We start from the raw sequence: 25,621 nt of genomic DNA, 5'->3' as shown, positions 1-25,621 counted from the left end.
GCTTGTTACGCTGACAAGCATTATAATTTCTACGCTCCGCATAAAAAGCTCCGCTTAAGAAATATAATAGCTTGTCAACTACAAGCTATTTTTACTTCTTTGAATATCGCATATACGTTAGAAACGTTGAAACTCTTCTAAAACGAAGTCAATGGTGCGGGCGTTTTCGTCTACGGAATCAAGGATTACGGTTACAGGCTGGCCTAGCTTGAAGGTACGTCCTGTGCGTTCTCCTACAAGTGTAAGATTCTCTTCGATGAAATCATAGTGATCATCATAAAGTGTAGATACATGTACAAGGCCTTCTACGGTGTTTTCAAGCTCTACATACATTCCCCAGCCTGTTACTGATGAAATATTGCCCTCAAACTGCTGTCCAATGAATTCCTTCATAAACTGAACCATCTTTAACTTATCAACCTCACGCTCACATTCCTCTGCTCTGCGCTCCAGCTTACTAGTCTCAAGTGCAACCTGTGGCAGTATACTTTCGTAATGAGAAATCTTTCTTTCATTCATGCGGCCACGCAAATGGTCCTTAATAATACGATGTATCTGTAAATCAGGATATCTTCTGATTGGGGATGTAAAGTGACAATAATACTGAGCAGCCAAACCAAAATGACCTTTACACTCCGTATCGTATCTAGCCTGTTGCATGCTTCTAAGGGTCATCTTAGTAATAACAGCTTCATCCTCATGCCCTGCAAGAGATTCTAGCATCTTTTGAATTTCCTTAGGGTGGATACTGTCCTTATTTCCCTTAAGGCTGTAACCGCAAGCTCCCAGAAATCTTGAGAGAGATTGCATCTTTTCAGGATCAGGCGCACCATGCACACGATATACAAATGGTGATTCCATCAGCGAAAAATGCTCAGCAACTGTTTCATTAGCTGCAAGCATAAAATCCTCTATAAGCTTATGGGCATCGTTTCTTTCGTATGGTGCCAGGCCTACTACCTTACCATTTTCATCGATAATAATATGTGTTTCTGGAAAATCAAAATCAATAGAGCCTCTCTTCTTTCGCTTTGCCCTAAGAATCTGAGATAGCTTGTACATATTATCTACCATATCAGCTATATCAGCATACTGATTTCTAACAGCTTCATCACCTGTCATCATTGCATACACTGCAGTATATGTCATGCGATGATTGCTATGAATAACAGATTCACATATCTCATGGTCTATAAGCTCACCCTTAGGGTTAAAAGTCATAATACAAGAAAGTGCAAGCCTGTCCTCTCCCTCATTAAGTGAACACATTCCATTAGATAACGTGTGAGGAAGCATTGGAATCACTCTATCTGCAAGATATACTGATGTACCTCTCTTTAAAGCCTCTACATCAAGAGCTGAGGATTCCTGTACATAATTAGTTACGTCTGCAATATGTACACCAAGAATGAAGTTGTCCCCATCCATCTGAAGGGAAACACCATCATCAATATCCTTAGTATCCTCTCCATCAATAGTGATGACTGTAAGCTCTCTTAAATCAGACCTTCCAGCCATATCAGCCTCTGATACTGGCTTTGCCACGGTTGTAGCCTGCTTAAGTACCTTTGATGGAAATTCTGGTTCAATCCCAAAGCCTCTAACGATGGATAATATATCTACACCAGGATCATTCTTATGACCAAGTATCTCTGTAATAACGCCCTCTGGCTTATGATTATCATCACCGTAATCTTCAATATGACATACTACCTTATGTCCTGTGACAGCTCCCATATCCTTACCTGCAGGAATAAATATATCCCTGTCAAGCTTATTGCTATCAGCCACCACAAAGCCAAAGCCTGCACTTTTCTCGTAGGTTCCAACCACATCTGAAAAGCCATGAGCGATTATCCTTATAACCTTTGCCTCCTGACGTTTACCAGGGGCACCAAAAGTAAGAACTGCCGCAACAGTATCATCCTGCATAGCAAAGCCTGTATTGTCTCTGCTAACAAAATAATCCTCCTCGCTGCCATCAACCTCTATAAATCCATAGCCATCCTTATGAGATATAAATCTACCTATAATATCAGGCTCTATATTTTTAGGTTTATTAGCATTCTTTGCAACCTGATTAAGAGACTGTTTACCTCTTGTAACCTCAGCCTTTGTAGGTTTCTTGGATTTATAATCCTTAAGCTTAACAAACTTAGGTCTATTCTCAGGAATCTGATACTTACCACGCTTTGTAATCTCTACAGCACCTTCATCCACTAATTCCTGTAAGACTTCAGCAAATTCCCCACGCTTGTCTTTTTCTACATCAAGAAGGATTTCCAGCTCCTTCTTTTTCATTGGAATATAGGCCTGACTCTTAAAAACATCCATCAAAAAATGCTTTTGTTTATCGAATTCTTTCATACGCCTCCTATATAAAACAAAATGCCACCCCTAAGGGTGGCTCAATAACCTTAACTTAAAAGCTTCCAATATTAAGTACTGCTGAGAGTACAAAGAAAAGAATAACGCATACTGTAGTAAGCTTAACAAGTAAACCTTCACGTGAGCGACCCTTGTTACGGCCCCAGTATGAATCAAACTGCTGTCCTGATAAAGAACCTAGTCCGTTCTGCTTTCCTTCCTGAAAAAGAATGATGACTGTAAGTGCCACACATATAGCGATTAATAAAAAAATAAGAACTATCTTTAATGCTTGCATAATTGCCTCCCATTTTAGGCTAAAATTTATAATTTGTTGCAGCTTTTGCAACATTTGAAGTATATCATAGGGAAAATATCTTTTCAAGTAAATTGACAAACATTTACTTTAATTCTGTGTGTAAGTCCTCTATACTATAAAATAAGTATGAAGGGAGAAGATTTATGATAAGCAGATATTTTGTGTACTTTATTATTTATAGCTTCTTAGGTTGGATATACGAAACCTGCTTTTGCACTATTAATGAAAAATCATGGCAAAATAGAGGCTTTCTTTACGGGCCATGCATTCCCCTATATGGCGTTGGTGCCACATTGGCACAAATCATTTTTATTGATTTGCCCTTTGATTTTTTACAAAACGCATCTTACTTAACCATTTTTATAGGTTGTGCTATAGGTTCATTCTTTTTGGAATATCTTACTTCCTATACTTTAGAAAAAAGATTCAACGCCAGGTGGTGGGATTATTCAGATATGCCTCTTAATATTAATGGCCGTGTATGTTTGCCATTTACATTGTGCTTTGGTATTGCTGGAGTTATTGTTACTCAATTTATTATTCCACCAATAGTTAATTCCATTAGCTACATTCCTCAAAATCTAATAGAATTAATTGCCTTAATATTTATGTTTATATTCGGTATGGATATGGCACTTACTATTTCTGCTCTTACTACCTTCGCCAAGGAATTTGAGAGAATTAATGAACAGATAAATGCCCAAATGGCAGAACGTATACTTACTTTACAAAACAATCTTAACGAATCAAAAATTGCTAGGCTTGAAAAAGCAGCTGAAAGGAAAGAGGCAGCTTTTGTAAAACGAGAACTTACAGCTGAACGTATTGAAGAAATCAAAGAACAGCTTTCTACTGAAGCTGTTAAGGAGTGGATTAAAAACGCCACTGAAACTCAGCGTGGTCAGTTTAGGCACATTGCAAAATTTACTCATCCAGTGGCTTCCACTAAGGCACTGCTTAATAAGGGCTCTCAGTATCTTAGAGAACGTAGGAAATAAAAAAACGGCTTTCCGTAGAGGAAAGCCATTTTTATTATTTTGCCTTTTCTTCTGTAGATTTAACAGCATCTTCTGGCTTTTCAATCTGAGAGATTGCAGCCTTCTGCATTGGTATACGGCAGTTCTTGTTGCTACCAAACTCTACGATAACAGTTGTGTCATCAGGAATAGCGATAACTACGCCATAGAAACCACTTGTTGTAAGCACTGTATCACCAATTGCAAGTGCAGCCATCATAGCTGTCTTTTCCTTCTGCTCCTTCTGCTGAGGGCGAATCATGAAGAAATACATGAATGCGAAAAGTACTACTACCCAAATAATCAAGCTGATTGAACTATTCATACCTGTTGCAGCTAATAACATACCATTGTTTAACATTAAATTATCCTCCTACTAATGGCCTTTGCCAAATCAAAATCTATTAATCATTCTACAAAAATTATTTAATAAGCGCAACCAAAAAGAGCGAATTAATAATTATTTAATACTATTCCTCTCCTGCTTCCATAGATGCTAGCTTATTTTTCTTATATGTGGCAAACATGCCAGCGTCAAGAGCGTCTCTAATCTCTTCCATCATTGTATTGTAGAAATAGAGATTATGAAGAACACAAAGTCTCATTCCAAGCATCTCCTTAGCCTTAAGAAGATGACGTATATAAGCCCTAGAGTATGTACGACATGCAGGGCAACCACAGCCCTCTTCTATTGGACGCATATCCTTTTCAAACTTTTGGTTGAAAAGATTAAGCTTACCATGATTAGTATATACATGACCGTGACGACCATTTCTACTTGGGTAAACGCAGTCGAAGAAATCAACACCGCGCTCCACTGCTTCTAATATATTAGCAGGTGTACCAACACCCATAAGATATGTTGGCTTGTTCTGTGGAAGATATGGCACCACATTATCAAGCACATCATACATCTGCTCATGGCTTTCACCTACAGCAAGACCACCAACAGCATAGCCTGGCAAATCAAGCTCTGAAATAATCTTGGCATGCTCTATACGAATATCATTATAAATAGCGCCCTGATTAATCCCAAACAAAAGCTGCTCTTTATTAATTGTATCATCCAAAGAATTAAGACGAGCCATTTCTGCCTTGCATCTATGTAACCATCTTGTAGTACGAGCAACAGAATCCTCTACATATTTGCGTTCTGCAAGTGCTGGTGGACATTCATCAAAAGCCATAGCAATGGTAGAGCCAAGGTTTGACTGAATCTGCATAGATTCCTCTGGACCCATAAAAATCTTACGGCCATCTATGTGGGAATTAAATGTAACTCCCTCTTCCTTTATCTTTCTGATACCAGCAAGGGAAAATACCTGAAATCCGCCGGAATCTGTAAGGATAGGCTTATCCCAAGCCATGAATTTATGCAAGCCTCCAAGCTCTTTAATTAGCTTATCACCAGTTCTAACATGAAGGTGATAGGTATTAGAAAGCTCAACCTGAGTCTTAATTTGGCGCAAATCGTCAGTAGAAACAGCACCCTTTATGGCTGCTACAGTACCAACATTCATAAATACAGGTGTTTCAATAACACCGTGGACAGTATGAAAACGGCCTCTTTTAGCTTTTCCCTCTGTCTTTAATAATTCGTACTTCAATTCTTATAAAACTCCTTAATATAATCTAATCTATCTGTCATGTGCGAAAACAGGGCGTCGCAGATTGTGATTGCACACATAGCTTCTACAACCACTACCGCCCTTGGAACAATAACAGGATCGTGTCTGCCATGTATTTCAATATCGATATTTTCGTGGTTCTCATTTACGGTAGGCTGCGATTGTGAAATAGATGGAGTTGGCTTAATTGCACATCTTACAATAATATCATCACCGTCAGATATACCACCTAAAATACCACCACTATGATTGGTAGCCTTAGTAACCTTGCCATCTACCATTCTAAATTTATCATTGTTGATGCTTCCAACAGTCTTAGAAACTGCGAAACCATCCCCAATCTCTACGCCCTTAACAGAACCTATGGAAACTAATGCCTTAGAAAGGTTAGCATCTAATTTATCAAAAACAGGATCACCTACGCCGGCAGGAACACCTGTTATAAGACACTCAATAACCCCGCCTGCACTATCGTTATTAAGCATACATGCCTCAAGATATTCTGTAGCCTTTTTAGCAGCTGCAGGATCTGGCATGCAAAGTGCATTGTTATCTCTTTCAGATAAATCAAAATCGTAAATCTTTATATCCCCAATGGATTTAGTATAAGCACATACTGTAATACCAAGCTCTGATAAAAGCTTAGCACAGATAGCACCTGCAGCAACTCGTCCAATTGTTTCTCTTCCAGATGAACGTCCGCCGCCTCTATAATCCCTGAGACCATATTTTTCTATATAACCATAATCAGCGTGACCTGGTCTAAAGCTTGTAGCTATATTACCGTAGTCCTTAGAGTGCTGGTCGGTATTTTCAACCATAATTGAAATAGGTGTTCCAGTAGTAACGCCCTCAAATACGCCTGATAATATCTTTACCTCATCTGCCTCGTTACGTGCTGTTGTAAACTTGGATTGGCCTGGCTTTCTTCTATCAAGATAAATCTGAATATCCTGCTCATCAAGCTTCATTCCTGCTGGAATGCCATCAATAACAGCACCAATTGCTTTACCATGTGACTCTCCCCAAGTTGTTACTGTAATATTACTTCCGAAAGTTGAACCTGCCATCACTACCTCCCTAGGTTATATAAAAGAAAAAAGGGCTGTTTTATCAGCCCTTACAACAAGCTATTTAATCTTTACTACAACAATACTGTTAGGCTTAGCAATCTTGATTGGTGCATTCTGCATCAATGAATGACCTGCCTTTTTATCGATGGTAAAGCTACGTATTTCGTTAGTATCATGATTAAGTGAAACATAGTACTTATCCCCTGGAAGAATAGCAAAGCTCTTAGGGTAATCACCGCTGATAAAGCTGTGTGAGAAATACTTAATCTTTCCTGACCTAGGATCTCTTTCATACATGCACACAGCATTAAGACCATCTACGCTGGCATATAAGAACTTGTCATCATCACCAAACTTAATATTAGTACCTGTGCTTATTTCTTCATCTACACCAACAAGTAATGATACTGTCTGGATACATTCAAAATCAGGATGATCCTCTATAATATGATAATCATATACTAAAATCTCATTAGACATCTCTGTGATGACATAGGCATACTTGCCATCAGGAGAAAACTTCATTCTAAGTGGAGCTGAACCCATTGTACATCTAACAATATCAACAAGACGAAGCTTGCCCATATCATAATCTACTTCGTAGATTTTAATCTGATGTAAACCATTTTCAACAACACAAAGGAATCTTTCATCCTTAGTAAGCTCAACACATGTGCAATGTGGGTAAAGAGGCCTGTCTGCAACAGACTTACCAATACCCTGATGGAAAATACCATCTGCGATACCTGCAATGGAACCATCCTCATTCAACTTCATCATGGTAACACGACCATCATGATAGCCTGCAACGAATAAGTATCTATTCTTAGAATCCACGCAGAGGTTACAGCCTCTCATGCCGCCTACCCATTCCTGGTTAATCTTTTCCAAATCACCATTTTCAAGAATCCTGAATGCGGCAACACCTTCATCTGCTATAGAATAAAGGAACTTATTATCGTGTGAATTAATAATATCCGATGGGTTGTTAATAGGCGCAACACTTCTTTCAGTAAGAACTCCAGTATCAGGGTTAACATCATAAACATAAATACCAACACTGGTTTCGTGAGTGTAAGTGCCTACATAAGCTACATATTTACTATCTGCCATTTGGATTCTCCTCGTAACTAATTTTAAGGTTCGTTTCTTCTTAGAATATCAAATTCATCAGGTGTAACATTTAATTTGATAAATAGCTTTTGTTTAGGATGTGGACAAGATTCCATATCCTCGCCCTCTTCATTTTTAATTCCAAGAACTTCTACATCTATATTATCACCGTTTGGCTTCATAATTTCAATAGTTTCACCTACTGAAAATTTATTACGCTGCTCTATTTCGAAGTAGCCGTCCTCATTTACAGCCCCTGCAATTCCAAGATAGGTATATCCGATATTGTAGGTATTGTTATCATAAATCTGAGACTCTTCCGATGGCTTGCCATAGAAAAATCCAGTTGTAAACTGGCGATAAGTGCAAGCAGCAATCTGTTCCTTGTACCAATCTAAGTTTGCAAGATATTTATCTTCCGATTCCTTACAATCATCAATAGCCTTGCGATATGTACGAGCAACAGTTGCAACATAAAGTGCTGTCTTCATACGTCCCTCAATCTTAAAGCTGTCAATTCCAGATGAAAGTAAATCAGGAATATGCTCTATCATGCAAAGGTCCTTTGAATTGAAAATGTAAGTACCTCTTTCGTTTTCGTAAACTGGAAGGTACTCTCCTGGACGCTGCTCCTCAACTACTGCATATTTCCATCTGCATGGATGTGTGCAGGCTCCCTGATTAGCATCTCTTCCTGTAAAATAATTAGAAAGCAAGCATCTTCCTGAATAAGAAATACACATTGCGCCATGGATAAATGTTTCTATCTCAAGGTCATCAGGAATATTTGCTCTGATTTCTTTAATCTCTTCAAGTGAAAGCTCTCTTGCAGATACTACACGCTTTGCACCAAGGTCATACCAGAACTTATATGTTCCATAGTTGGTATTATTAGCCTGTGTACTGACATGTCTTTCAATCTCTGGACAAATCTCCTTAGCTAACATGAAGATAGCTGGGTCTGCAATAATAAGAGCATCCGGCTTAATCTCCTTAAGCTCCTTAAAGTATTCTTTAACGCCTTCTAAATCACCATTGTGGGCAAGGATATTAGCTGTGACATAAACCTTTACGCCATGCTCATGGGCAAATCTGATTCCCTCTATCATATCCTCTTTGGAAAAGTTCTTGGCCTTGGCTCTAAGACCATAAACCTCTCCACCAATGTAAACTGCATCAGCTCCATATATAACCGCAACCTTAAGTACTTCAAGGCTGCTTGCAGGAACTAGTAACTCTGTTTCTCTCATTTCTTTCCTTTCACACTAATACTAACTCCATCCCCAAGTGGCAATATTGTTGTAGTATAGCCTTTATCATGGGTAAGCTCATAAAGATAATCTCGCATTCTTTTGTGAATGGTTCGATTGCGCCTTGTAATGGCATATCTGGATTCGATTATATCACCATCCTGCAAAACATTGTCAGTGACAATGATACCCCCATCCTTTGTAAGGCGCTTAATCTCTGGCCAAAAATTAATGTATTGTCCTTTGGCTGCATCCATAAATACAAAATCAAAAGGACCATCAAGTGTAGGCAGAACCTCTGTAGCATCTCCTTCAATAAGTGTTATCCGGTTCTCAAAACCCATGTTTTTAATATTATTATTTGCAATAGGAATGCGTGGCTCGTAATTTTCGATGGTAACAATATTAGCATCCCTAGCAACGCTTGCCATTAAGCAAGCTGAAAAACCTACTGCTGCTCCTACCTCTAAAATCCTCTTAGGCTGATTCATGCGAATCAATGTAGCAAGAAGATTAATAGTCTCATCCCTAATAATAGGTACGAAATTTGCTCTAGCCTCTCTTCTGATATTATCAAGGCCTTCATCTAGCTCAGGATAAAGACTGTTTAGGTAGGTAGTATATCTTTCATCTACTATCATTTTATACTTCCATGATAATTGGAATAATCATAGGACGACGGCCTGTTTCATGCCATACAAAATCAGAAAGGTTATCTCTGATATCACCCTTAATCTTGTTCCAATCAGTAATATTTTTCTCTTGAAGAACATCCATTGTATCTGCAAGGACTGCTCTTGCACTTTCCATAAGATCCTCTGAATCTCTAACGTAAACAAAGCCACGTGATACAATATCAGGACCTGCAAGTACTGTGCCTGATGCGCCATCAAGTGTAAGCACAACAATGATGATACCGTCCTCAGCAAGCTTTTGTCTATCTCTAAGAACGATGTTACCAACATCACCTACTCCGATACCATCAACCATGATAGCACCAGTATGTACATGACCTGCAATCTTAGAATAATTATCCCCAAGCTCAAGTACATCACCTGAACGGATAATCTTGATATGGTCATGATCCCAACCAAGGGATTCCGCAATCTTAGCCTGAGCCACAAGGTGCTTGTACTCACCATGGACTGGAATAGAAAACTGTGGACGTACCAAAGAATAAATAAGCTTTATTTCTTCGGCGCAAGCATGTCCTGAAACATGAACATCCTGCATAACGATTTCAGCGCCATGCATTGTCAAATCATTGATAACATTTGAAACAGCCTTCTCGTTACCAGGGATTGGATGAGAAGAAAATACAATCATATCCCCTGGCTTAATCTGAACCTTTTTATGAGTTCCGTTAGCCATTCTAGAAAGAGCAGCCATAGACTCACCCTGTGAGCCTGTTGTGACAAGAACAACCTTCTCGTCAGGATATGACTTAAGTGATTCAATATCAATAAGTGTATTATCAGGTATCTGCAAATAGCCAAGCTTAGAAGCTGTCTCGATAGTGTTAACCATAGAGCGGCCTTCTACGCATACCTTTCTTCCGTACTTATCAGCTGAGTTAATAATCTGCTGAACTCTATCTACATTAGATGCAAATGTAGCAATGATAATACGAGTGCTATCGTTGTCAGCAAAAATAGAATCGATAGTCTTACCAACAGTCTTTTCTGAAGCTGTAAAACCAGGTCTTTCTGCATTTGTTGAATCACACATAAGGGCAAGTACACCCTTCTTTCCGATTTCACCAAGGCGTTGTAAATCGATTGGGTCTCCGTATACTGGCGTGTAATCTACCTTGAAATCGCCTGTGTGCACAACAATACCTGCTGGAGAATAAATTGCAAGAGCAGCTGCATCCTGAATACTGTGATTAGTACGAATAAATTCTACTCTGAAATCTCCTGCATTAATATGTGTACCGTATTTAACAACCTTACGCTTAACCTTTGTAAGCATTTTGTGCTCTTCTAGCTTATGCTCAATAAGACCATTAGTAAGCTTGGTTGAATAAATAGGGCAAACGTTAAGCTCCTTAAATACATAAGGAATTGCCCCAATATGGTCCTCGTGACCATGGGTAATGAAAAATCCCTTGATCTTCTCCTGATTGTCCTTAAGATATGTTATATCTGGAATAACCAGATCCACGCCCAACATATCATCCTCAGGAAAGGAAAGTCCGCAATCCACCACAATAATACTGTCTTTGTATTCAAAAGCAGTAATATTCATGCCGATTTGCTCTAGACCTCCAAGTGGAATAATCTTTAGCCTTTCAGCTGTGTTTTCAGTTTTCTTTTTCAAAAAATAACCTCCTAAATCTAATTAAAAATCCAAGTCGGCATCATCACCAACTAACTCTTCAAATACCTTTGCAACTGCTTCAAATTCAACATCATCCTCTACAAATTCGTAGACAGATTCTTCACCAGTGGCAGCTACTTCTTTTAAAATAGATGCATCAGCATCTTCATTTTCATCTTCACTATCACAAACAAGCAAATATTTATGTCCTGAAACCTTAGTCTCCTCAACCACAAATAGCTTTATCTGTTCTCCATTTTCACCTGGTAAAATAATTGGTTCCATATTAACTCCTATTATCTAAATAATCTTGTAGTATTATAGCGGCGGCAATTTGATCGATGTATTTTTTGCGGTCTTTTTTGGCGACGCCAGATTCTTCAAGAATTTCATCAGCATAGACGGTAGTAAGTCTTTCATCAACTAGAGTGATTGGAATATCAACTCGTTTTTCTAATAATTCTTTAAATTTGATGGTGTCCTCACATCTAAAGCCTTCGCTATCATCCATGTTACGAGGATATCCAAGGACAATCAATGTAACACCATATTCCTCACAAATATCTTTAATACGGACAAGGGTATGACGCAAAGCGCTTGCCCTTTCTCTTGTGATGGTTTCTAATTCCTGTGCAGTCAAAAGTAAAGGGTCACTAATTGCGACCCCAACTGTCTTTGTTCCATAATCAAGACCCAGTATTCTGCCACTCATTATTTGCTCCAGCTCTCATTTTCAATATATTCTTTGAGTAGCTCTTCAACTAGTTCATCACGTTCAACCTTCATAATGAGGCTACGTGCATTATTATGACTGGTGATGTATGTAGGATCCCCGGACATAATATAACCAACAATCTGATTAACGGGATTATAGCCCTTTTCTGTTAAAGCGCTGTATACCTGTTCAATCACATCCTTTACACCAACAGGATTGTCTTTCTGAACCTTAAAATATTGAGTGTTACTTAAATCTGCCATATCTACCTCGTCTTTACTCAAATAATAAATCTACAAACTATCACTTTAATATTAATATACAAACTAGCAAATTTCAACAAGCAAGTGTTCATTATCTGGTGTAATTTCTGTGGCCTTCACCTTAAGGATTGTATTAGATAAATCCTTATCATCTGCTTTAACCATGCATTTAATGTATTCTTTAGAAAAGCCTACAAAATACTCACATCCGTTTATAATCTGCTTTTCTTCAAAAAGTACATCCATAACCTTACCAATATGAGCCATACGATATGCCTTTGTATTTTCTATTCCCTTGCTGATAAGCTTGGCACTACGTTCTTTTTTTACTGCATTTGTAATCTGCCCTGACATTTTAGCAGCCCTTGTGCCTGCACGCTTAGAATATGCAAATACATGTAATTCTGCAAATCTAATTTCATCTACATAATCAAGTGTTGTATTATATTCCTCTTGGGTCTCCTGAGGAAATCCTACGATTATATCTGTAGTAATTGCCGGGTCATCAAAATATTTTCTAAGGATATTTACTCCCTTAGTATATTCTTCGATTGTATATTTTCTATTCATCCTTACAAGTACGCTGTCGCAGCCTGACTGCAAAGACAGATGAAAATGTGGACACATTTTAGAAAGTGCAGATACTCTTTTTGCAAAATCCTCTGTGACAATTTGAGGCTCTAGAGAACCCATTCTAATTCTTTCTATACCATCTATTTTTTGAACTGCTTCTAGTAAATCAGCAAGGCCAAAATCTGTACCTGTTCCAAAAGAGCTAAGGTGAATTCCTGTAATAACTACTTCCTTGTAGCCAGCCTTTGCAAGGCCTGTTACCTCATTAACCACATCATCAATCGCCCTGCTTCTGATACGTCCTCTTGCAAACGGGATGATACAGTAAGAGCAAAACTGATTACAACCATCCTGTACCTTTACAAATGCACGTGTGTGTTCTGAGTCCTTTTCAATAATCATATCCTCATAGTCAACATTACCTTCGTTAATATCAACATAATCAAGAATAGGACCATCCTTTTCATCCAGTTTTTCAAAATATTCGTGAACTTTAGCAACTAAATCATTCTTCTTGTTATTTCCAAGAATAATATCAGCTCCAAGTTCATCTGCAATATCCTTGCCAAAGTTCTGTACGTAACAGCCAGCCGCCACAACACAGGCATCTGGATTTAGTTTTTTACATTTATGAATCATCTGACGGGATTTTCTGTCAGCAATATTCGTCACCGAGCAGGTATTTATTACATAAACATCAGCCTGTTCATTAAAGTCTACTATTTCAAAGCCATCCTTCTTAAGTAGCTCTTCCATGGCCTCTGTTTCATAGGCGTTGACCTTGCATCCAAGATTATGTAGTGCAGCTTTTTTCATATATCTAAATACCTTTCTTAAAATTGGTAAAAATCTTAAAATATCAAGACTTTGTTGACTTTTACATGCCTTTGCTTTAGTATAATTCTATAAAAACTTTGGAGGAGGCAGCAAAATGAAAACAGTTCAAATTTCTCTTAACTCAATTGACAAGGTAAAGTCATTTGTTAATACTATTAGTCAGTTCGACTATGATTTTGATCTTGTTAGCGGACGTTATGTTATCGACGCTAAGTCAATCATGGGTATCTTCTCACTTGACTTATCTAAGCCAATCGACCTTACAGTACATGCTGAGGGTGATGCTGAAGACGTAATGTCTACATTAAAGGATTATATTGTTTAATCCTTTCCTAAAAGCTATTAAATATTTATGAGCTTTGCTTTTATAGCAAAGCTCATATTTTTTATCTTACTTTTATAATTTCAACACTGTCAATTGCAGCCTGCATAAGCTCATCAATCTTCTCATCAAGAAGATGCTCATGCTTTTCAATAGCCTCAAGCTTAGGCTTTGTAACAGGATGCTTTGCAACGAAAATTGTACAGCAATCCTCGTAAGGTAGAATTGATGTCTCGTAAGTGTCAATCTTCTCAGAAATATCAACAATATCCTGCTTATCAAATGCAATAAGTGGTCTGTAAACAGGTAATGAACAAACAGCATTTGTACAGTTAAGTGACTGCATTGTCTGGCTTGCAACCTGGCCAATAGACTCGCCTGTAACAAGACCGATACAATCGTTTTCCTTAGCAAAATGCTCAGCAAGACGCATCATGTAACGACGCATAATAATTGTAAGCTCTTCATGAGCACACTGCTGATAAATATATAACTGAATATCTGTAAAGTTTACAATATGCAAATCGATTGGACCAGAATACTTTGCAACAAGCTTTGCAAGGTCAACAACCTTCTGCTTTGCCTGCTCTGATGTGTATGGTGGTGCATGGAAATATGTTGCTGAAAGTGTAACACCACGCTTACTAATCATGTAGCCTGCAACTGGTGAATCAATACCACCTGAAAGAAGAAGCATTGCCTTTCCTGCTGTGCCTACAGGCATACCGTGTGGTCCTGGGATTTCTGTAGAATAAATAGCAATGTTCTCTCTTACCTCAACGTAAATGATTCTATCTGGATTATGTACATCAACGCTCATTTCTGGGAACGCATCAAGAAGTCTTGCTCCAACCTCTGCCGCAACCTCCATAGATGTCATTGGGTACTGCTTGTTGGCACGACGTCCAAATACCTTGAATGAAAAATTCTTATCCTCAAATTCTTCATCAACGTATTTAACAACTGCCTCTGCAAGCTTATCAAAGCCTTCATCTGGCACAACTACTGTAGGGCAAATTGCGCTGATCCCAAACACATGCTGCAAAGCATCTACAGCCTCATCAAAATCATATTCACCTTCAACAGAAACAAATACTCTTCCGCTTTGTTTCTTAACGATGAAATGTCCCTCTACATTATCAAGGGCTCTCTTAATCTGACGAACAAGGGCATCTTCAAATACATAACGGTTCTTTCCCTTAACGCCAATTTCTGAATACTTAATCAAAAATGCTTGATATGTCATATTACCTTCCTTTTATAAAACCATTTTTGGTACTAAATCCTTAAGTGCTTCTATAGCTGTATCCACCTCTTCAAAGGTATTCTCAGGACAGAAGCTAAATCTTATTGTACGCTCTAATAAATCCTTTTCAAGACCAATAGACTTAAGAGTTTCGCTGATAGCTGGCTTGTTAGATGAACAAGCTGAACCGGCAGAAACCAAAATTCCATAATTATCCTGAAGGGCATTAAGCATAACCTGTGCTCTGGTACGGTTGCCCTTTATGGAAACACTAACAATCTGTGGCGCGCTATCTTCTCCGGTATGACCATTAACGGTAACACCATCGATTGATTCGATTCCTTCTATAAACCTAGATTTCATAGCATACAGGTGTTCACGATTTCTGTCAAGGTTATCGTATGCTTCCTTAGCAGCAACTCCAAGAGATGCAATAGCAGGAACATTTTCAGTGCCAGAACGCATGCCATTTTCATGACCGCCTCCAAGAATCTGAGGAACCACTCTAACCTTATCCTTGATATATATAAACCCAGAACCCTTTGCACCATGTATCTTGTGACCACTAACTGTAAGTATATCAATGCCAAGCTTCTTTGGAATAATACTCATCTTACCAAAGGCCTGAATACAATCTGTATGGAATATAATATCAGGATTAGCCTTCTTAACAATCTTGCAGGCTTCAGCTATTGGTTGCAAGCTTCCGATTTCATTATTAACCATCATTATAGAAACAAGGATAGTATCCTCTCTAATAGCAGCTTTAAGCTCATCAAGAGAAATGACACCATATTCATCTGTTCCAAGATATGTAACCTCAAAGCCCTCCTTTTCAAGAGCCTTAACAGGATTAAGAACACTTGCATGTTCAATCTTAGTAGTAATGATGTGATTACCTAGGCGCTTTTTAGCAGAAGCTGCGCCCTTTATAGCCAGGTTATTTCCCTCTGTACCACCACTGGTAAAATAAATCTCCTTAGGCTGGCACTTTAGTATAGAAGCTATTGTCTCACGGGATTCCTTAAGGTAATCCTTGCCTCTGTAGCCCATCTTGTGTAATGAAGAAGGATTGCCAAAATTAACCTGTAAACATTCCTGTATTATTTTCATAGCCCCATCAGAACATCTGGTGGTAGCTGAATTATCAAAGTAAATCATTTAAACCTCACTTTTAAGCATCAACATAGAAAGTGTACAAATGGCAGCTGTTTCAGTACGAAGAATTCTTCTGCCAAGTGAAATTATTCGACAGCTTTCCCTTACAAGCTCTATCTCAGATGAATCAAAGCCGCCCTCTGGCCCAATGAATACGCCTATACTCATGCCCTCTTTAATAGAATCAAGGGCATCAAAGGTATCCTTCATACCATTCTTGCTTTCGTATGGAAGAAGTAATATATCAAGAGACTTGGCATATTCAAAGGCATCCTTAAAGTTCATAAAATCAGCTACTTTAGGGATTATAGAACGCTTGGATTGCTTTGCTGCAGTTTCAGCCACAGTTTGATATCTTGTAAGCTTGGATTTCTTCTTTTTGTCGTCAAGCTTCACTATACAGTTTTTCATTTGAACGGGAATAATCTCATGGACCCCTAGTTCAACGCACTTTTCTATTATGGTCTCCATCTTATCTCCCTTTGGCAAGGCTTGAAAAAGATAGATTTTATTTGAAAGCTCTGTAGATGGAACCTCTTCCTTAACCTTAGCAATAAGCTCATCTGATGTGATATCAGAAACCTCACATAGATAGTTTAGCCCTTCAGCGGAAGAAACCCTGATAACCTCACCTCTTTTAAGGCGCACCACCCTAACCAGATGATGCATATCATCACCGGTTATCACAAAGCTGTCATTTACTGGACCTTCATTAACAAATATCTGTTGCATACCTTTACTTACGAGCGGTGATATTCACCCACTCTCCCTGATGATTAATCTCTACAATAGTAAGTCCTACTGCCTCTAAGGCATCCTTTACCTCATTTTCCTTGAAATCAATAATACCTGAAGAAATGAAGTATGCACCCTTTTTAAGTGTAGGATAAATAGCAGGTGCCATACCGATTATAATATCTGCAAGAATATTTGCAACAACTATATCGTATTTTTCATAGCCAACCTTGTCCTGTAAATCCTTATCTTCTGTAAGATTTCCAACATAGAAATCACCAGCTTCCTTAGGAATACCATTAATCTCAAAGTTCTCGTAGGTAGATGTAATACAATCTTCATCTATATCAGTACCTACCAAATGGCATTTACCATCAAGAAGCTTGTTTGCAATGATAGAAAGGATTCCGCTGCCACAGCCTATATCAAGGATTTCATCATCTGCCTTGGCGTACTTTTTCAGCTGTCTGATACATAGCTGTGTTGTCTCATGCTTTCCTGTACCAAAGCTAACTCCAGGGTCTATCTCAACAAAAATCTTACCCTTGTCGTCTGGTGCAATCTCCTCCCAAGTAGGCTTGATAAGAATATCATCTATGTAGAAGGATTTGAAAAACTGCTTCCAGTTATTAATCCAATCCTCTTGCTTAGTAATAGATGTATCAATTGTGCCCTCACCAATATCCATCATTTCTTTAAGCTCATTAAGCTCAGCCTTAACATTAGCTAAGATGCTTTCATGGTCTTCATCCTCGCCTAAGTAAAAGCACACCTTAGATGTACCATCATCTGTAGGTAAATCAGGCTGAAGCTCTTCAAACTCTCCACCCTGCTTTTCACCAGATACAGGTACATTGTTTTCTATTTCGATTGAAACAATACCTGCTTCCATAAGCATGGCACTAACAAAATCTTCTGCATCTGTAGTTGTATTTATAGAATATTTAATCCAATTCATATTAACCTCAAAAAAGAACTGCCATCTAGGAATTTCCACCTATTGGCAGTTCGTAAAATCTATTCGCCTTGTTCTGCTACAATCTGTTCCTTCAGCTCTAAACATTTATCCTTAAGCTTTCTGGAAGTGCTAGCCGATTGAATAAGTCTTGCAATGATTTTCATTGCTGCATCGTATTTTTTATAGTAAACAGACATATTAGCAAGCATAAATTCAACAGCCTCTGATGCCATTCCACAATAAGGAGGTGTTTCCTGAGAAATAGCTTTCATGAAGCCCTCGTAGGCCTGAGCATAAAAGCCATCATACTCCTTCTTCACCATCTCAATTACCTTTGGGTCTGCATCCTTGTTGCCCTCAAGCTCTTTAAGCTGAGCACGGCGTAACCATGCAATCTTAAGACATACATAAGCCTTCTCAGACATCTTAGCACGCTTTTTCATGGTGCAAATTAGAGCAAGCTTAAATTTCTCAATGGCATATTCGTAAGAATAAGTCTCCTGCAGCTCTTCCTGTTGAGGCTTAAAGCTAGGACAAAATTCTGCACGAATAAGCTTAACACGAGCTGTGTCAATCTTAGAGAATGTGGTATCCAGTGCTGAATAACCACACTTAGGACATGAGATAAAATCATATTTACACTTATCTACATGCTCATAATTAGGGCGTAAATCAAAATCAGGCTCTAATCTCTTAAGCTTAGTGGCAAGTACTGCCTTGATAGGAAATTCCTTATCACATACAGGACAACGAACCTTTTTATCAATGATAAAGTCCTTCTCCTGCTTTACTACAGGCGCTGCTTTTTTAGCAGCCTCTGCTTCTTTCTTTGGCTTATCATCAGCCAAAATGTCTAGCTCTCCATCCATGGAGAAACCAAATTTTTCCATTCCCGATAATAAATTCATGCTGCAATCCTTTTCTGTAGATTACTATTGATGAGTTATTAGTTATTTGTTGGTAATTTGAAAGAGCTCTTAAGGGATACAATTCTATTGAATACTAAAGCATCTTCCTTAGAATCCTTAGCATCTACACAGAAAAATCCCTGTCTTACAAACTGGAAGCTGTCATAAGCCTTAGCTTCCTTTAAAGAAGGCTCAACAAGACAATCCTTAAGAACAGTAAGTGAATTTGGATTGAGATTTAAACTACCATCTTCATTATACACTCCTTTTTCCTCATCCACAATATTTTCGTAAAGACGAACCTCTGCCTTAAGAGCTGTCTTTGCAGCTACCCAGTGAATAGTTCCCTTAACCTTGCGGCCATCAGGAGCGTCTCCGCCCTTTGTAGCTGGGTCGTATGTACAGTGAATACATGTAACCTTTCCATTTTCATCTGTCTCGTATGATGTACATGTTACAAAATATGCATTCATAAGACGTACTTCATTACCTGGATATAATCTAAAGTACTTCTTAGGTGGCTCAATCATGAAATCCTCTCTATCTATGTAAAGCTCCTTGCCAAATGGTACCTGACGGCTACCAAGCTCTGGATTTTCAAGATTGTTAGGAGCGTCAAGCCACTCAACATCATCACTTTCGTAGTTATCAATAACAAGCTTAACAGGGTCAAGGACAGCCATAACACGGCTTCTTGAAGTCTTTAAATCCTCTCTGATGCAGTATTCAAGCATGGCATAATCAGATGAAGAGTTAGCCTTTGATACACCTGAAAGCTCAACAAACTTTCTGATAGATTCTGGTGTAAAGCCACGACGACGTAAAGCTGCGATAGATACAAGACGTGGATCATCCCATCCATCAACAATTCCATCCTCAACAAGCTTCTTGATGTAACGCTTACCAGTTACAACATTTGTAAGATACATCTTTGCAAACTCAATCTGACGTGGTGGATTAGCAAAGCCTGCTGACTTAACTACCCAATCATAAAGAGGTCTGTGATCTTCAAACTCAAGTGTACAGATAGAATGTGTAATATTTTCGAAAGCATCCTCAAGTGGATGTGCGAAATCATACATAGGATAGATGCACCACTTGTCACCAGTGTTGTGATGTGTCATGTGCGCAACTCTGTAAAGGATTGGGTCACGCATGTTGATGTTAGGTGATGCCATATCAATCTTAGCTCGAAGTGTATGGCTTCCATCCTCGTACTTACCAGCCTTCATATCTTCAAACATCTGAAGGTTTTCTTCCACAGAACGATTTCTGTTAGGGTCTTCCTTACCTGGATGCTCAAAATCACCGCGGTACTCTCTCATTTCTTCAGCTGAAAGGTCTGAAACGTATGCTAAGCCTTTCTTGATTAAATCAACAGCAACCTCGTACATTCTATCAAAATAATTAGATGCGAAATAAAGGTGGTCACCCCAATCTGCTCCAAGCCATTTAATATCAGCCTTTATAGAATCAACGAACTCCACCTTTTCCTTTGTAGGATTAGTGTCATCAAATCTCATGTGGAACTCGCCATTATACTTCTTAGCTAGACCATAATTTAAAATAATTGACTTAGCATGGCCAATATGTAAATAACCATTTGGCTCAGGTGGGAAACGTGTACATACATGGTCGTATACTCCCTCCTTTAAATCCTTGTCAATTTCAAGTTCAATAAAATTTTTGCTAACTACTTCTTCACTCATTTTTATACAATCCCTTCGTGTTTCTATAGGCTTCTCCCTCTGGGAGAAGCTGTCAGCACAGCTGACTGATGAGGGTGTTCCCTCTTAAAATCTTAAATCTAGTGTATGTGTGTATGTGTAAATAAATGGTCTGAGCAATACTCATAATTACCATTACACTTACTGCAAAATCTAAACTCTAACTCTGGGTTAGTAAGCTCTGTTCTACCACAAACAGCGCATTTATGTCTTGCAATAGGAGTGCCATCCCTGTACTGAGTACGTGGTGGTGTGGCTGCACGCTTAAATTCAGCACGTCTATGAATATCCCTTGGATTAAATCTGCTCATATTTCTGGTCATCATAAAGAAGATGAAGAAATTAAGCAGTGATGCAATGATAGGCACTGCGGCAAAAAATGCTCCTGCAACAAGATACTTTACAACCTCGTATCCGATAATTACAAGATAGAAAATGGACATCCATTTCATCTTGATTGGAATAATAAAATACAATAAAACCTGCATATCAGGGAAACATGTTGAAAATGCAAGGAATATTGATAAATTAATGTAATAAGTGCTGGTGGTCATTCCAATAAATCCCGTTGGAATGGAACCGCCATAAATAGCAAATACTATAAATGCACCAAGTACAGTAAAGAGCATTCCTCCAAAGATATAAACATTAAATCTGAAAGCCCCCCATGTACGCTCAAGTGTAGTACCAAGCTGATAATAAAGCATAAACATAATAACAGCCCATATTACACTGGTGTCTGGTGGAATAATAACCCAGGAAATAAGCCTCCATACCTGACCACGTAATATATAATATGGCTCAAGTGTAAGGTAATTAATATAACCTACACCTGTGAAGCGTTGGCCAAACTGCAAAAGATAGCCAATTGCATAACCAATCAATAGATAAATTATAAGATTATTGATGGCATATCTGCCAAATTTCTTTTCTAATTTTTCCAGCAATGTATTCCCTCCAGTTAAAAATCCACAAAAATATAGACTTTAAAGATTATAAACCTTTAAAGCCTATGTTAGCAACTAATTTTACAAATATTTATTAAAGCTTTTCTTAATTATAGGAAGTGTGCTCTAAGCTCATCGCCTGATACTGGTGTAAGATATGCTGGAGCAATATCAAACACTGTCTTAGCGCCAGTAACGCCCTCGCTATGCAAACGTACAATAGCTCTTGCATAAGCTGTAAGAACAGCTCCTGTAAACTCAGGATTAGAATCAAGATTAAGGCTGTATTCAATAACATGCTTATTTCCATCAAAGCCTGTCTCACCTGTATAAATTACACTTCCGCCATGTGGTAAGCCGCTGTGGTTCTTCTTAAGCTCTTCTTCAGAAATAAAGTTTACTGTTGTATCATAATCAGCAAAATAATTAGGCATTTCCTTGATTTCCTTTTCAATTCTAGCCTTATCTGCTCCCTCTTCTACTACAACATAGCATTCTCTTGTATGCTTTTCTCTAGTAGAAAGCTCAGGATTCTCGCCAGCTCTAACTCTATCAAGAGCAGCCTGTACAGGAACAGTATACTGCCTTGCATCAACTACACCATCAATACGTCTGATAGCATCTGAATGACCCTGGCTTACGCCCTTACCCCAGAATGTATAAGCCTCACCCTTTGGTAAAATAGCTGTAGCGTAAAGACGATTAAGTGAAAACATTCCTGGATCCCAACCACAGGAAATAAGTCCTACCTTGCCTGCCTCCTTAGAAGCCTTGTCAACATTGTCAAAATGCTCTGGGATTCTTGCATGTGTATCAAAAGAATCTATAACATTGTAAAGCTTAGCATACTTTGGTGTCATTTCTGGCAAATCAGTAGCACTTCCACCACAAATAATAAGTACATCTATATCTTCCTTACCTGTATCAAGATCATCCGTTGATTTAACTATTGTATTAGTCTTAACTGTAACAGTCTTTGGGTCTCTTCTTGTGTAAATAGCCACAAGCTCCATATCATCACTAAGTGTAACTGCAGCTTCAACGCCACGTCCCAGATTTCCATATCCTAAAATACCTACTTTAATCACGTTAGTTCCTCCATTCAAAATCATTTTGAAAATATTATATATACCAATTCGATTTTATGCAATTAAAATTTCTAACCTAAAATTACTTTATTACAAGAATAACTCTGCTACAAAAACTACACCACAGCATATACATGCCACTTTAAAAAGGCTCATATTAAACCATGCGGCAATACTTCCACAAACAAGCGCCAATATTCCAGAAATCTTGCTTTGGGTAGCATTTATAATAGCAGGAAACGTCATTACTGCAAGGGTTACATAAGGAACATAATATAAAAAAGACCTTACAAATCTGCTTTTAATCGGCTTTCTGAATATAGTTACTGGAAGCACTCTGATGATGGTGCTTACCAAAGCTGCCACTAATATATAAATATATGCATTAGTCATCATCTTCTACCTCCGGATGTGGAAATACTATTGCCGCAACAGATGCAATCAATACAGTTAATATAATTGTTTTTGTTCCGCTGGAAATTGCTGCAAATAAAGAAAGCTCATTTGCAATATAGCTTAATACAAAGCTTATGATTATTAACACTGCCACGATTTTGTGCCTTCTTGCCTCTGGCATAATGCAGGCTAAAAACATTCCGTAAAGGGCAACTGACAATGCACTTACCAATCTCGCCGGTAGAATTCCACCTGCAATAATTCCTGTGGCAGTGCCTGCGCACCAGCCAATTACAGCTATAAAGAAAGCTCCATAGCAATAAAAGGGATTAACAAATCCAGGTCTATTAATAGAAATAGCAAAAAGCTCATCAGTTACATGAAATCCAATAAAAAGCCTATGTAAAAAGGATGTATTAGGATGAATCCTTTGGCTAAGGGCTGTAGACATAAGCAAATATCTAGCGTTAACGATTAATGTCATTATAGCCATTTCCAAATATGATGCCCCTACGCCTATCATAGAATACACCGCGTACTCACCGGCACTTGCATGATTAAAAAAGGAATTAATTATTCCCTGAATGGCGTTACATCCAACTGATTTAGCAAAAATTCCAAGAGAAAAAGACACAGCAAAATACCCTAAGCCTATTGGAAAACCATCCCTTAGGCCTTGTGTAATCGCTTTCTTTTTAGAGATTGTATTATCTGACATTTTCATTCATCCTTATTAGTTCACTGAATTTTTAAACTTTTCCCTTCGCAATTGTGTAAAATAATAATTGAGAAATGAAAAGGAGGCTATAATGAAACCTGGTGTATATAAAGCAACAAAAAAAGATGGCACTGCCTATTACCGAGGCAATATTACATACAATGGTAAACACATTAGCCTTGGAAGCTTTGATAATGAAGTTGAATGTACCAAAGCATACAAAGAAGCATGGGATATACTAAGGGATTCTAGCATATCCATTCTTTCTATTAACCACAAAATCAAATATCTAACCTTTGAAAAATGCATCACTCTAATTAATTTTAGAGATAACCACATATATATAAAAACTCCGATTTATCTTCAGAAAAACTATTTTTTGTACTATCTTGATAAATCAACAGTTTTAAAATTCGATAATGATGATTTATTTTATTACTCAAGCCATAAAATCCAAAACCGCGGCGGGCACATGTTTGTAAGCGACTATGGAATGCAATATAACATCTTAGGCCGCTATGGAATAAAGCCCTACAGTGTTAAAGGTAGAGATTATATATTTGCCAATGGCGATAGTACTGACCTGCGTTATTCAAACATAGTGGTTGTAAACAAATATCACGGTGTTTACAAAGAAGAAAAAAAAGGAAAAACTGTATATGCTGCCAAAATCCATTTAAACGGAGATTTTATAGTAGGCCGCTATCGCGACGAAGCCACGGCAGCCATTGCATACAACAAAGCTGTAGATTTGTGTAAGTCCAGAGGAATGACTAAATCCTTTCCTGTTAACTATATCACCGAATATACGCCTAGAGAGTATGCTGATTTATATACTGAAATAAAAATCTCTTCTCATCTTTACAAGTTTTTCCGTAATAAAAACTTCCGCGAGGCTTAGGCCTCGCGGTTTTTATTAGTTATTAATGAACTTGTCTTCTTCATTATTCCAAGAATAAAGCTTACGGATTTCTTCACCAATCTTTTCTGATGGATGCTCAGCTGCAAGCTTTCTCATTGCCTGGAAATGTACCTGACGTCCTGCTGGAGACATATCAAGTAAGAATTCCTTAGCAAATGTGCCATCCTGAATATCACTTAAGATTTGCTTCATAGCCTTCTTAGTATCTTCTGTGATAATCTTTGGTCCTGTAATATAATCACCGTACTCAGCTGTATTTGAAATAGAATATCTCATTCCAGCAAAGCCTGACTGGTAAATAAGGTCAACGATAAGCTTCATTTCGTGGATACATTCAAAGTATGCATTCCTTGGATCATAGCCTGCTTCAACAAGTGTCTCAAATCCAGCCTGCATAAGAGCACAAACACCACCGCAAAGTACAGCCTGCTCACCAAATAAGTCTGTCTCTGTCTCTGTTCTGAATGTTGTCTCAAGAATACCTGCACGAGCACCACCGATACCAGCACCATAAGCAAGTGCAAGATCAAGAGCCTTACCTGTAGCATCCTGATATACAGCTACAAGACAAGGTGTACCTTTGCCTGCCTGATACTCTGAACGTACTGTATGACCTGGAGCCTTTGGAGCAATCATAGTAACATCAACATCAGCTGGTGGCTTAATGCAACCAAAGTGAATGTTGAAACCGTGAGCGAACATAAGCATGTTACCAGCCTCAAGATTTGGCTCGATATCAGCCTTGTACATATCAGCCTGCTTCTCATCATTGATAAGAATCATAATGATATCAGCCTTCTTTGCAGCTTCTGCCGCTGTGTATACAGTAAGACCCTGCTTCTCAGCCTTAGCCCATGACTTAGAACCTTCGTATAAGCCGATAATGACATCGCAGCCGCTCTCCTTAAGGTTAAGTGCATGTGCATGACCCTGGCTACCATAACCGATAATAGCTATTGTCTTACCCTTCAATAATGAAAGATTACAATCTTCCTGATAAAAAATCCTTGCTTCCTGTGACAT

Annotated in this window: 27 protein-coding genes; 3 read left to right on the top strand and 24 right to left on the bottom strand. The window is 38.3% G+C overall.

Features of this window, described 5'->3' with window-relative positions; translation table 11 throughout:
• Window positions 1–117: 117 nt before the first annotated feature.
• Together rnr and secG are read right to left on the bottom strand one after the other, a co-directional pair.
• Window positions 118–2,367, bottom strand: coding sequence for a ribonuclease R (gene rnr, locus IJ535_RS04740; RefSeq protein WP_294299475.1), 2,250 nt, complete (start codon window positions 2,365–2,367; stop codon window positions 118–120).
• Between the two features lie 55 nt (window positions 2,368–2,422).
• Window positions 2,423–2,665 (bottom strand): preprotein translocase subunit SecG, encoded by a 243-nt coding sequence (secG, locus tag IJ535_RS04735; protein ID WP_090548461.1) that lies wholly within the window; start codon window positions 2,663–2,665, stop codon window positions 2,423–2,425.
• 164 nt (window positions 2,666–2,829) lie between these two features.
• Between secG and IJ535_RS04730 the strand changes: the two genes are divergently transcribed.
• Window positions 2,830–3,684, top strand: coding sequence for a putative ABC transporter permease (locus IJ535_RS04730; RefSeq protein ID WP_294299468.1), 855 nt, complete (start codon window positions 2,830–2,832; stop codon window positions 3,682–3,684).
• A 34-nt stretch (window positions 3,685–3,718) separates the two neighbouring features.
• Here IJ535_RS04730 and yajC read toward each other — a convergent pair whose 3' ends face one another.
• The 11 genes from yajC to mtaB form a co-directional block, all read right to left on the bottom strand.
• On the bottom strand, window positions 3,719–4,048 hold the full coding sequence (gene yajC / locus IJ535_RS04725; protein ID WP_442961371.1) for a preprotein translocase subunit YajC: 330 nt from the start codon (window positions 4,046–4,048) through the stop codon (window positions 3,719–3,721).
• Between the two features lie 124 nt (window positions 4,049–4,172).
• Window positions 4,173–5,309, bottom strand: coding sequence for a tRNA guanosine(34) transglycosylase Tgt (gene tgt / locus IJ535_RS04720; protein WP_294299463.1), 1,137 nt, complete (start codon window positions 5,307–5,309; stop codon window positions 4,173–4,175).
• On the bottom strand, window positions 5,306–6,400 hold the full coding sequence (aroC, locus tag IJ535_RS04715) for a chorismate synthase (protein WP_294295531.1): 1,095 nt from the start codon (window positions 6,398–6,400) through the stop codon (window positions 5,306–5,308). The genes tgt and aroC overlap by 4 nt, the downstream gene beginning before the upstream one ends.
• Before the next feature lie 60 nt (window positions 6,401–6,460).
• Window positions 6,461–7,516, bottom strand: a complete 1,056-nt coding sequence (locus tag IJ535_RS04710) for a lactonase family protein (protein ID WP_294295530.1) — start codon at window positions 7,514–7,516, stop codon at window positions 6,461–6,463.
• A gap of 23 nt (window positions 7,517–7,539) precedes the next feature.
• On the bottom strand, window positions 7,540–8,766 hold the full coding sequence (locus IJ535_RS04705; RefSeq protein WP_294299460.1) for a peptidase U32 family protein: 1,227 nt from the start codon (window positions 8,764–8,766) through the stop codon (window positions 7,540–7,542).
• Entirely contained in the window at window positions 8,763–9,407 is a 645-nt protein-coding gene (locus IJ535_RS04700) for an O-methyltransferase (protein WP_294295528.1), read from the bottom strand. Before IJ535_RS04700 ends, IJ535_RS04705 begins: the two co-directional genes overlap by 4 nt.
• 1 nt (window position 9,408) lies before the next feature.
• Window positions 9,409–11,085 carry a ribonuclease J gene (locus IJ535_RS04695; protein ID WP_294299458.1) on the bottom strand — a complete coding sequence of 559 codons (1,677 nt, stop codon included), beginning with the start codon at window positions 11,083–11,085 and terminating at the stop codon, window positions 9,409–9,411.
• A gap of 21 nt (window positions 11,086–11,106) precedes the next feature.
• The gene (locus IJ535_RS04690; protein WP_294295526.1) at window positions 11,107–11,370 is read right to left on the bottom strand and encodes a DUF1292 domain-containing protein; all 264 of its coding nucleotides are present in this window, start codon (window positions 11,368–11,370) and stop codon (window positions 11,107–11,109) included.
• Window position 11,371: 1 nt separating this feature from the next.
• Window positions 11,372–11,797, bottom strand: coding sequence for a Holliday junction resolvase RuvX (gene ruvX, locus IJ535_RS04685; RefSeq protein WP_294295525.1), 426 nt, complete (start codon window positions 11,795–11,797; stop codon window positions 11,372–11,374).
• Window positions 11,797–12,063 carry an IreB family regulatory phosphoprotein gene (locus IJ535_RS04680; RefSeq protein ID WP_294299455.1) on the bottom strand — a complete coding sequence of 89 codons (267 nt, stop codon included), beginning with the start codon at window positions 12,061–12,063 and terminating at the stop codon, window positions 11,797–11,799. The genes ruvX and IJ535_RS04680 overlap by 1 nt, the downstream gene beginning before the upstream one ends.
• 63 nt (window positions 12,064–12,126) lie before the next feature.
• Complete coding sequence (gene mtaB, locus IJ535_RS04675) at window positions 12,127–13,452, bottom strand: tRNA (N(6)-L-threonylcarbamoyladenosine(37)-C(2))-methylthiotransferase MtaB (RefSeq protein ID WP_294299452.1); 1,326 nt, start codon at window positions 13,450–13,452, stop codon at window positions 12,127–12,129.
• Between the two features lie 115 nt (window positions 13,453–13,567).
• Here mtaB and IJ535_RS04670 point away from each other — a divergent pair, with 115 nt between their 5' ends.
• Window positions 13,568–13,798: an HPr family phosphocarrier protein gene (locus IJ535_RS04670; RefSeq protein ID WP_028243612.1), complete on the top strand. Its 231-nt coding sequence runs from the start codon at window positions 13,568–13,570 to the stop codon at window positions 13,796–13,798.
• Window positions 13,799–13,859: 61 nt separating this feature from the next.
• On the opposite strand, the gene thiI is transcribed toward IJ535_RS04670, so the two are convergent.
• From thiI to IJ535_RS04620, 10 genes are all read right to left on the bottom strand, one after another.
• Window positions 13,860–15,041, bottom strand: coding sequence for a tRNA uracil 4-sulfurtransferase ThiI (thiI, locus tag IJ535_RS04665; RefSeq protein WP_294299449.1), 1,182 nt, complete (start codon window positions 15,039–15,041; stop codon window positions 13,860–13,862).
• Window positions 15,042–15,053: 12 nt separating this feature from the next.
• Window positions 15,054–16,202: a cysteine desulfurase family protein gene (locus tag IJ535_RS04660; protein ID WP_294299446.1), complete on the bottom strand. Its 1,149-nt coding sequence runs from the start codon at window positions 16,200–16,202 to the stop codon at window positions 15,054–15,056.
• Window positions 16,203–16,931, bottom strand: coding sequence for an RsmE family RNA methyltransferase (locus IJ535_RS04655; RefSeq protein WP_294299445.1), 729 nt, complete (start codon window positions 16,929–16,931; stop codon window positions 16,203–16,205). It lies immediately after the preceding gene.
• A gap of 4 nt (window positions 16,932–16,935) precedes the next feature.
• The gene (gene prmA, locus IJ535_RS04650) at window positions 16,936–17,892 is read right to left on the bottom strand and encodes a 50S ribosomal protein L11 methyltransferase (RefSeq protein WP_294299442.1); all 957 of its coding nucleotides are present in this window, start codon (window positions 17,890–17,892) and stop codon (window positions 16,936–16,938) included.
• A gap of 59 nt (window positions 17,893–17,951) precedes the next feature.
• On the bottom strand, window positions 17,952–18,800 hold the full coding sequence (locus tag IJ535_RS04645; protein WP_294299439.1) for a DUF2225 domain-containing protein: 849 nt from the start codon (window positions 18,798–18,800) through the stop codon (window positions 17,952–17,954).
• Window positions 18,801–18,838: 38 nt separating this feature from the next.
• Window positions 18,839–20,509, bottom strand: a complete 1,671-nt coding sequence (locus IJ535_RS04640; RefSeq protein WP_294299436.1) for a glutamine--tRNA ligase/YqeY domain fusion protein — start codon at window positions 20,507–20,509, stop codon at window positions 18,839–18,841.
• Window positions 20,510–20,607: 98 nt separating this feature from the next.
• Complete coding sequence (locus IJ535_RS04635; RefSeq protein ID WP_294299433.1) at window positions 20,608–21,474, bottom strand: hypothetical protein; 867 nt, start codon at window positions 21,472–21,474, stop codon at window positions 20,608–20,610.
• Window positions 21,475–21,584: 110 nt separating this feature from the next.
• Window positions 21,585–22,562, bottom strand: a complete 978-nt coding sequence (locus IJ535_RS04630; protein WP_294299431.1) for a diaminopimelate dehydrogenase — start codon at window positions 22,560–22,562, stop codon at window positions 21,585–21,587.
• Window positions 22,563–22,652: 90 nt separating this feature from the next.
• The gene (locus IJ535_RS04625; RefSeq protein ID WP_334298422.1) at window positions 22,653–22,955 is read right to left on the bottom strand and encodes an AzlD domain-containing protein; all 303 of its coding nucleotides are present in this window, start codon (window positions 22,953–22,955) and stop codon (window positions 22,653–22,655) included.
• On the bottom strand, window positions 22,948–23,676 hold the full coding sequence (locus IJ535_RS04620) for an AzlC family ABC transporter permease (RefSeq protein WP_294299425.1): 729 nt from the start codon (window positions 23,674–23,676) through the stop codon (window positions 22,948–22,950). The genes IJ535_RS04625 and IJ535_RS04620 overlap by 8 nt, the downstream gene beginning before the upstream one ends.
• A 91-nt stretch (window positions 23,677–23,767) precedes the next feature.
• Between IJ535_RS04620 and IJ535_RS04615 the strand changes: the two genes are divergently transcribed.
• On the top strand, window positions 23,768–24,577 hold the full coding sequence (locus IJ535_RS04615) for a hypothetical protein (RefSeq protein WP_294299422.1): 810 nt from the start codon (window positions 23,768–23,770) through the stop codon (window positions 24,575–24,577).
• A 15-nt stretch (window positions 24,578–24,592) separates the two neighbouring features.
• Here IJ535_RS04615 and ilvC read toward each other — a convergent pair whose 3' ends face one another.
• A complete protein-coding gene (ilvC, locus tag IJ535_RS04610) occupies window positions 24,593–25,621 on the bottom strand; it encodes a ketol-acid reductoisomerase (protein WP_294299420.1) in 1,029 nt (342 codons plus the stop codon).

The sequence above is a fragment of the Pseudobutyrivibrio sp. genome, from assembly GCF_017471675.1.
Taxonomy (GTDB): domain Bacteria; phylum Bacillota; class Clostridia; order Lachnospirales; family Lachnospiraceae; genus Pseudobutyrivibrio.
The sequence above is the reverse complement of the archived record's forward strand: the minus strand, read 5'-3'. Positions and strand labels throughout refer to the sequence as shown.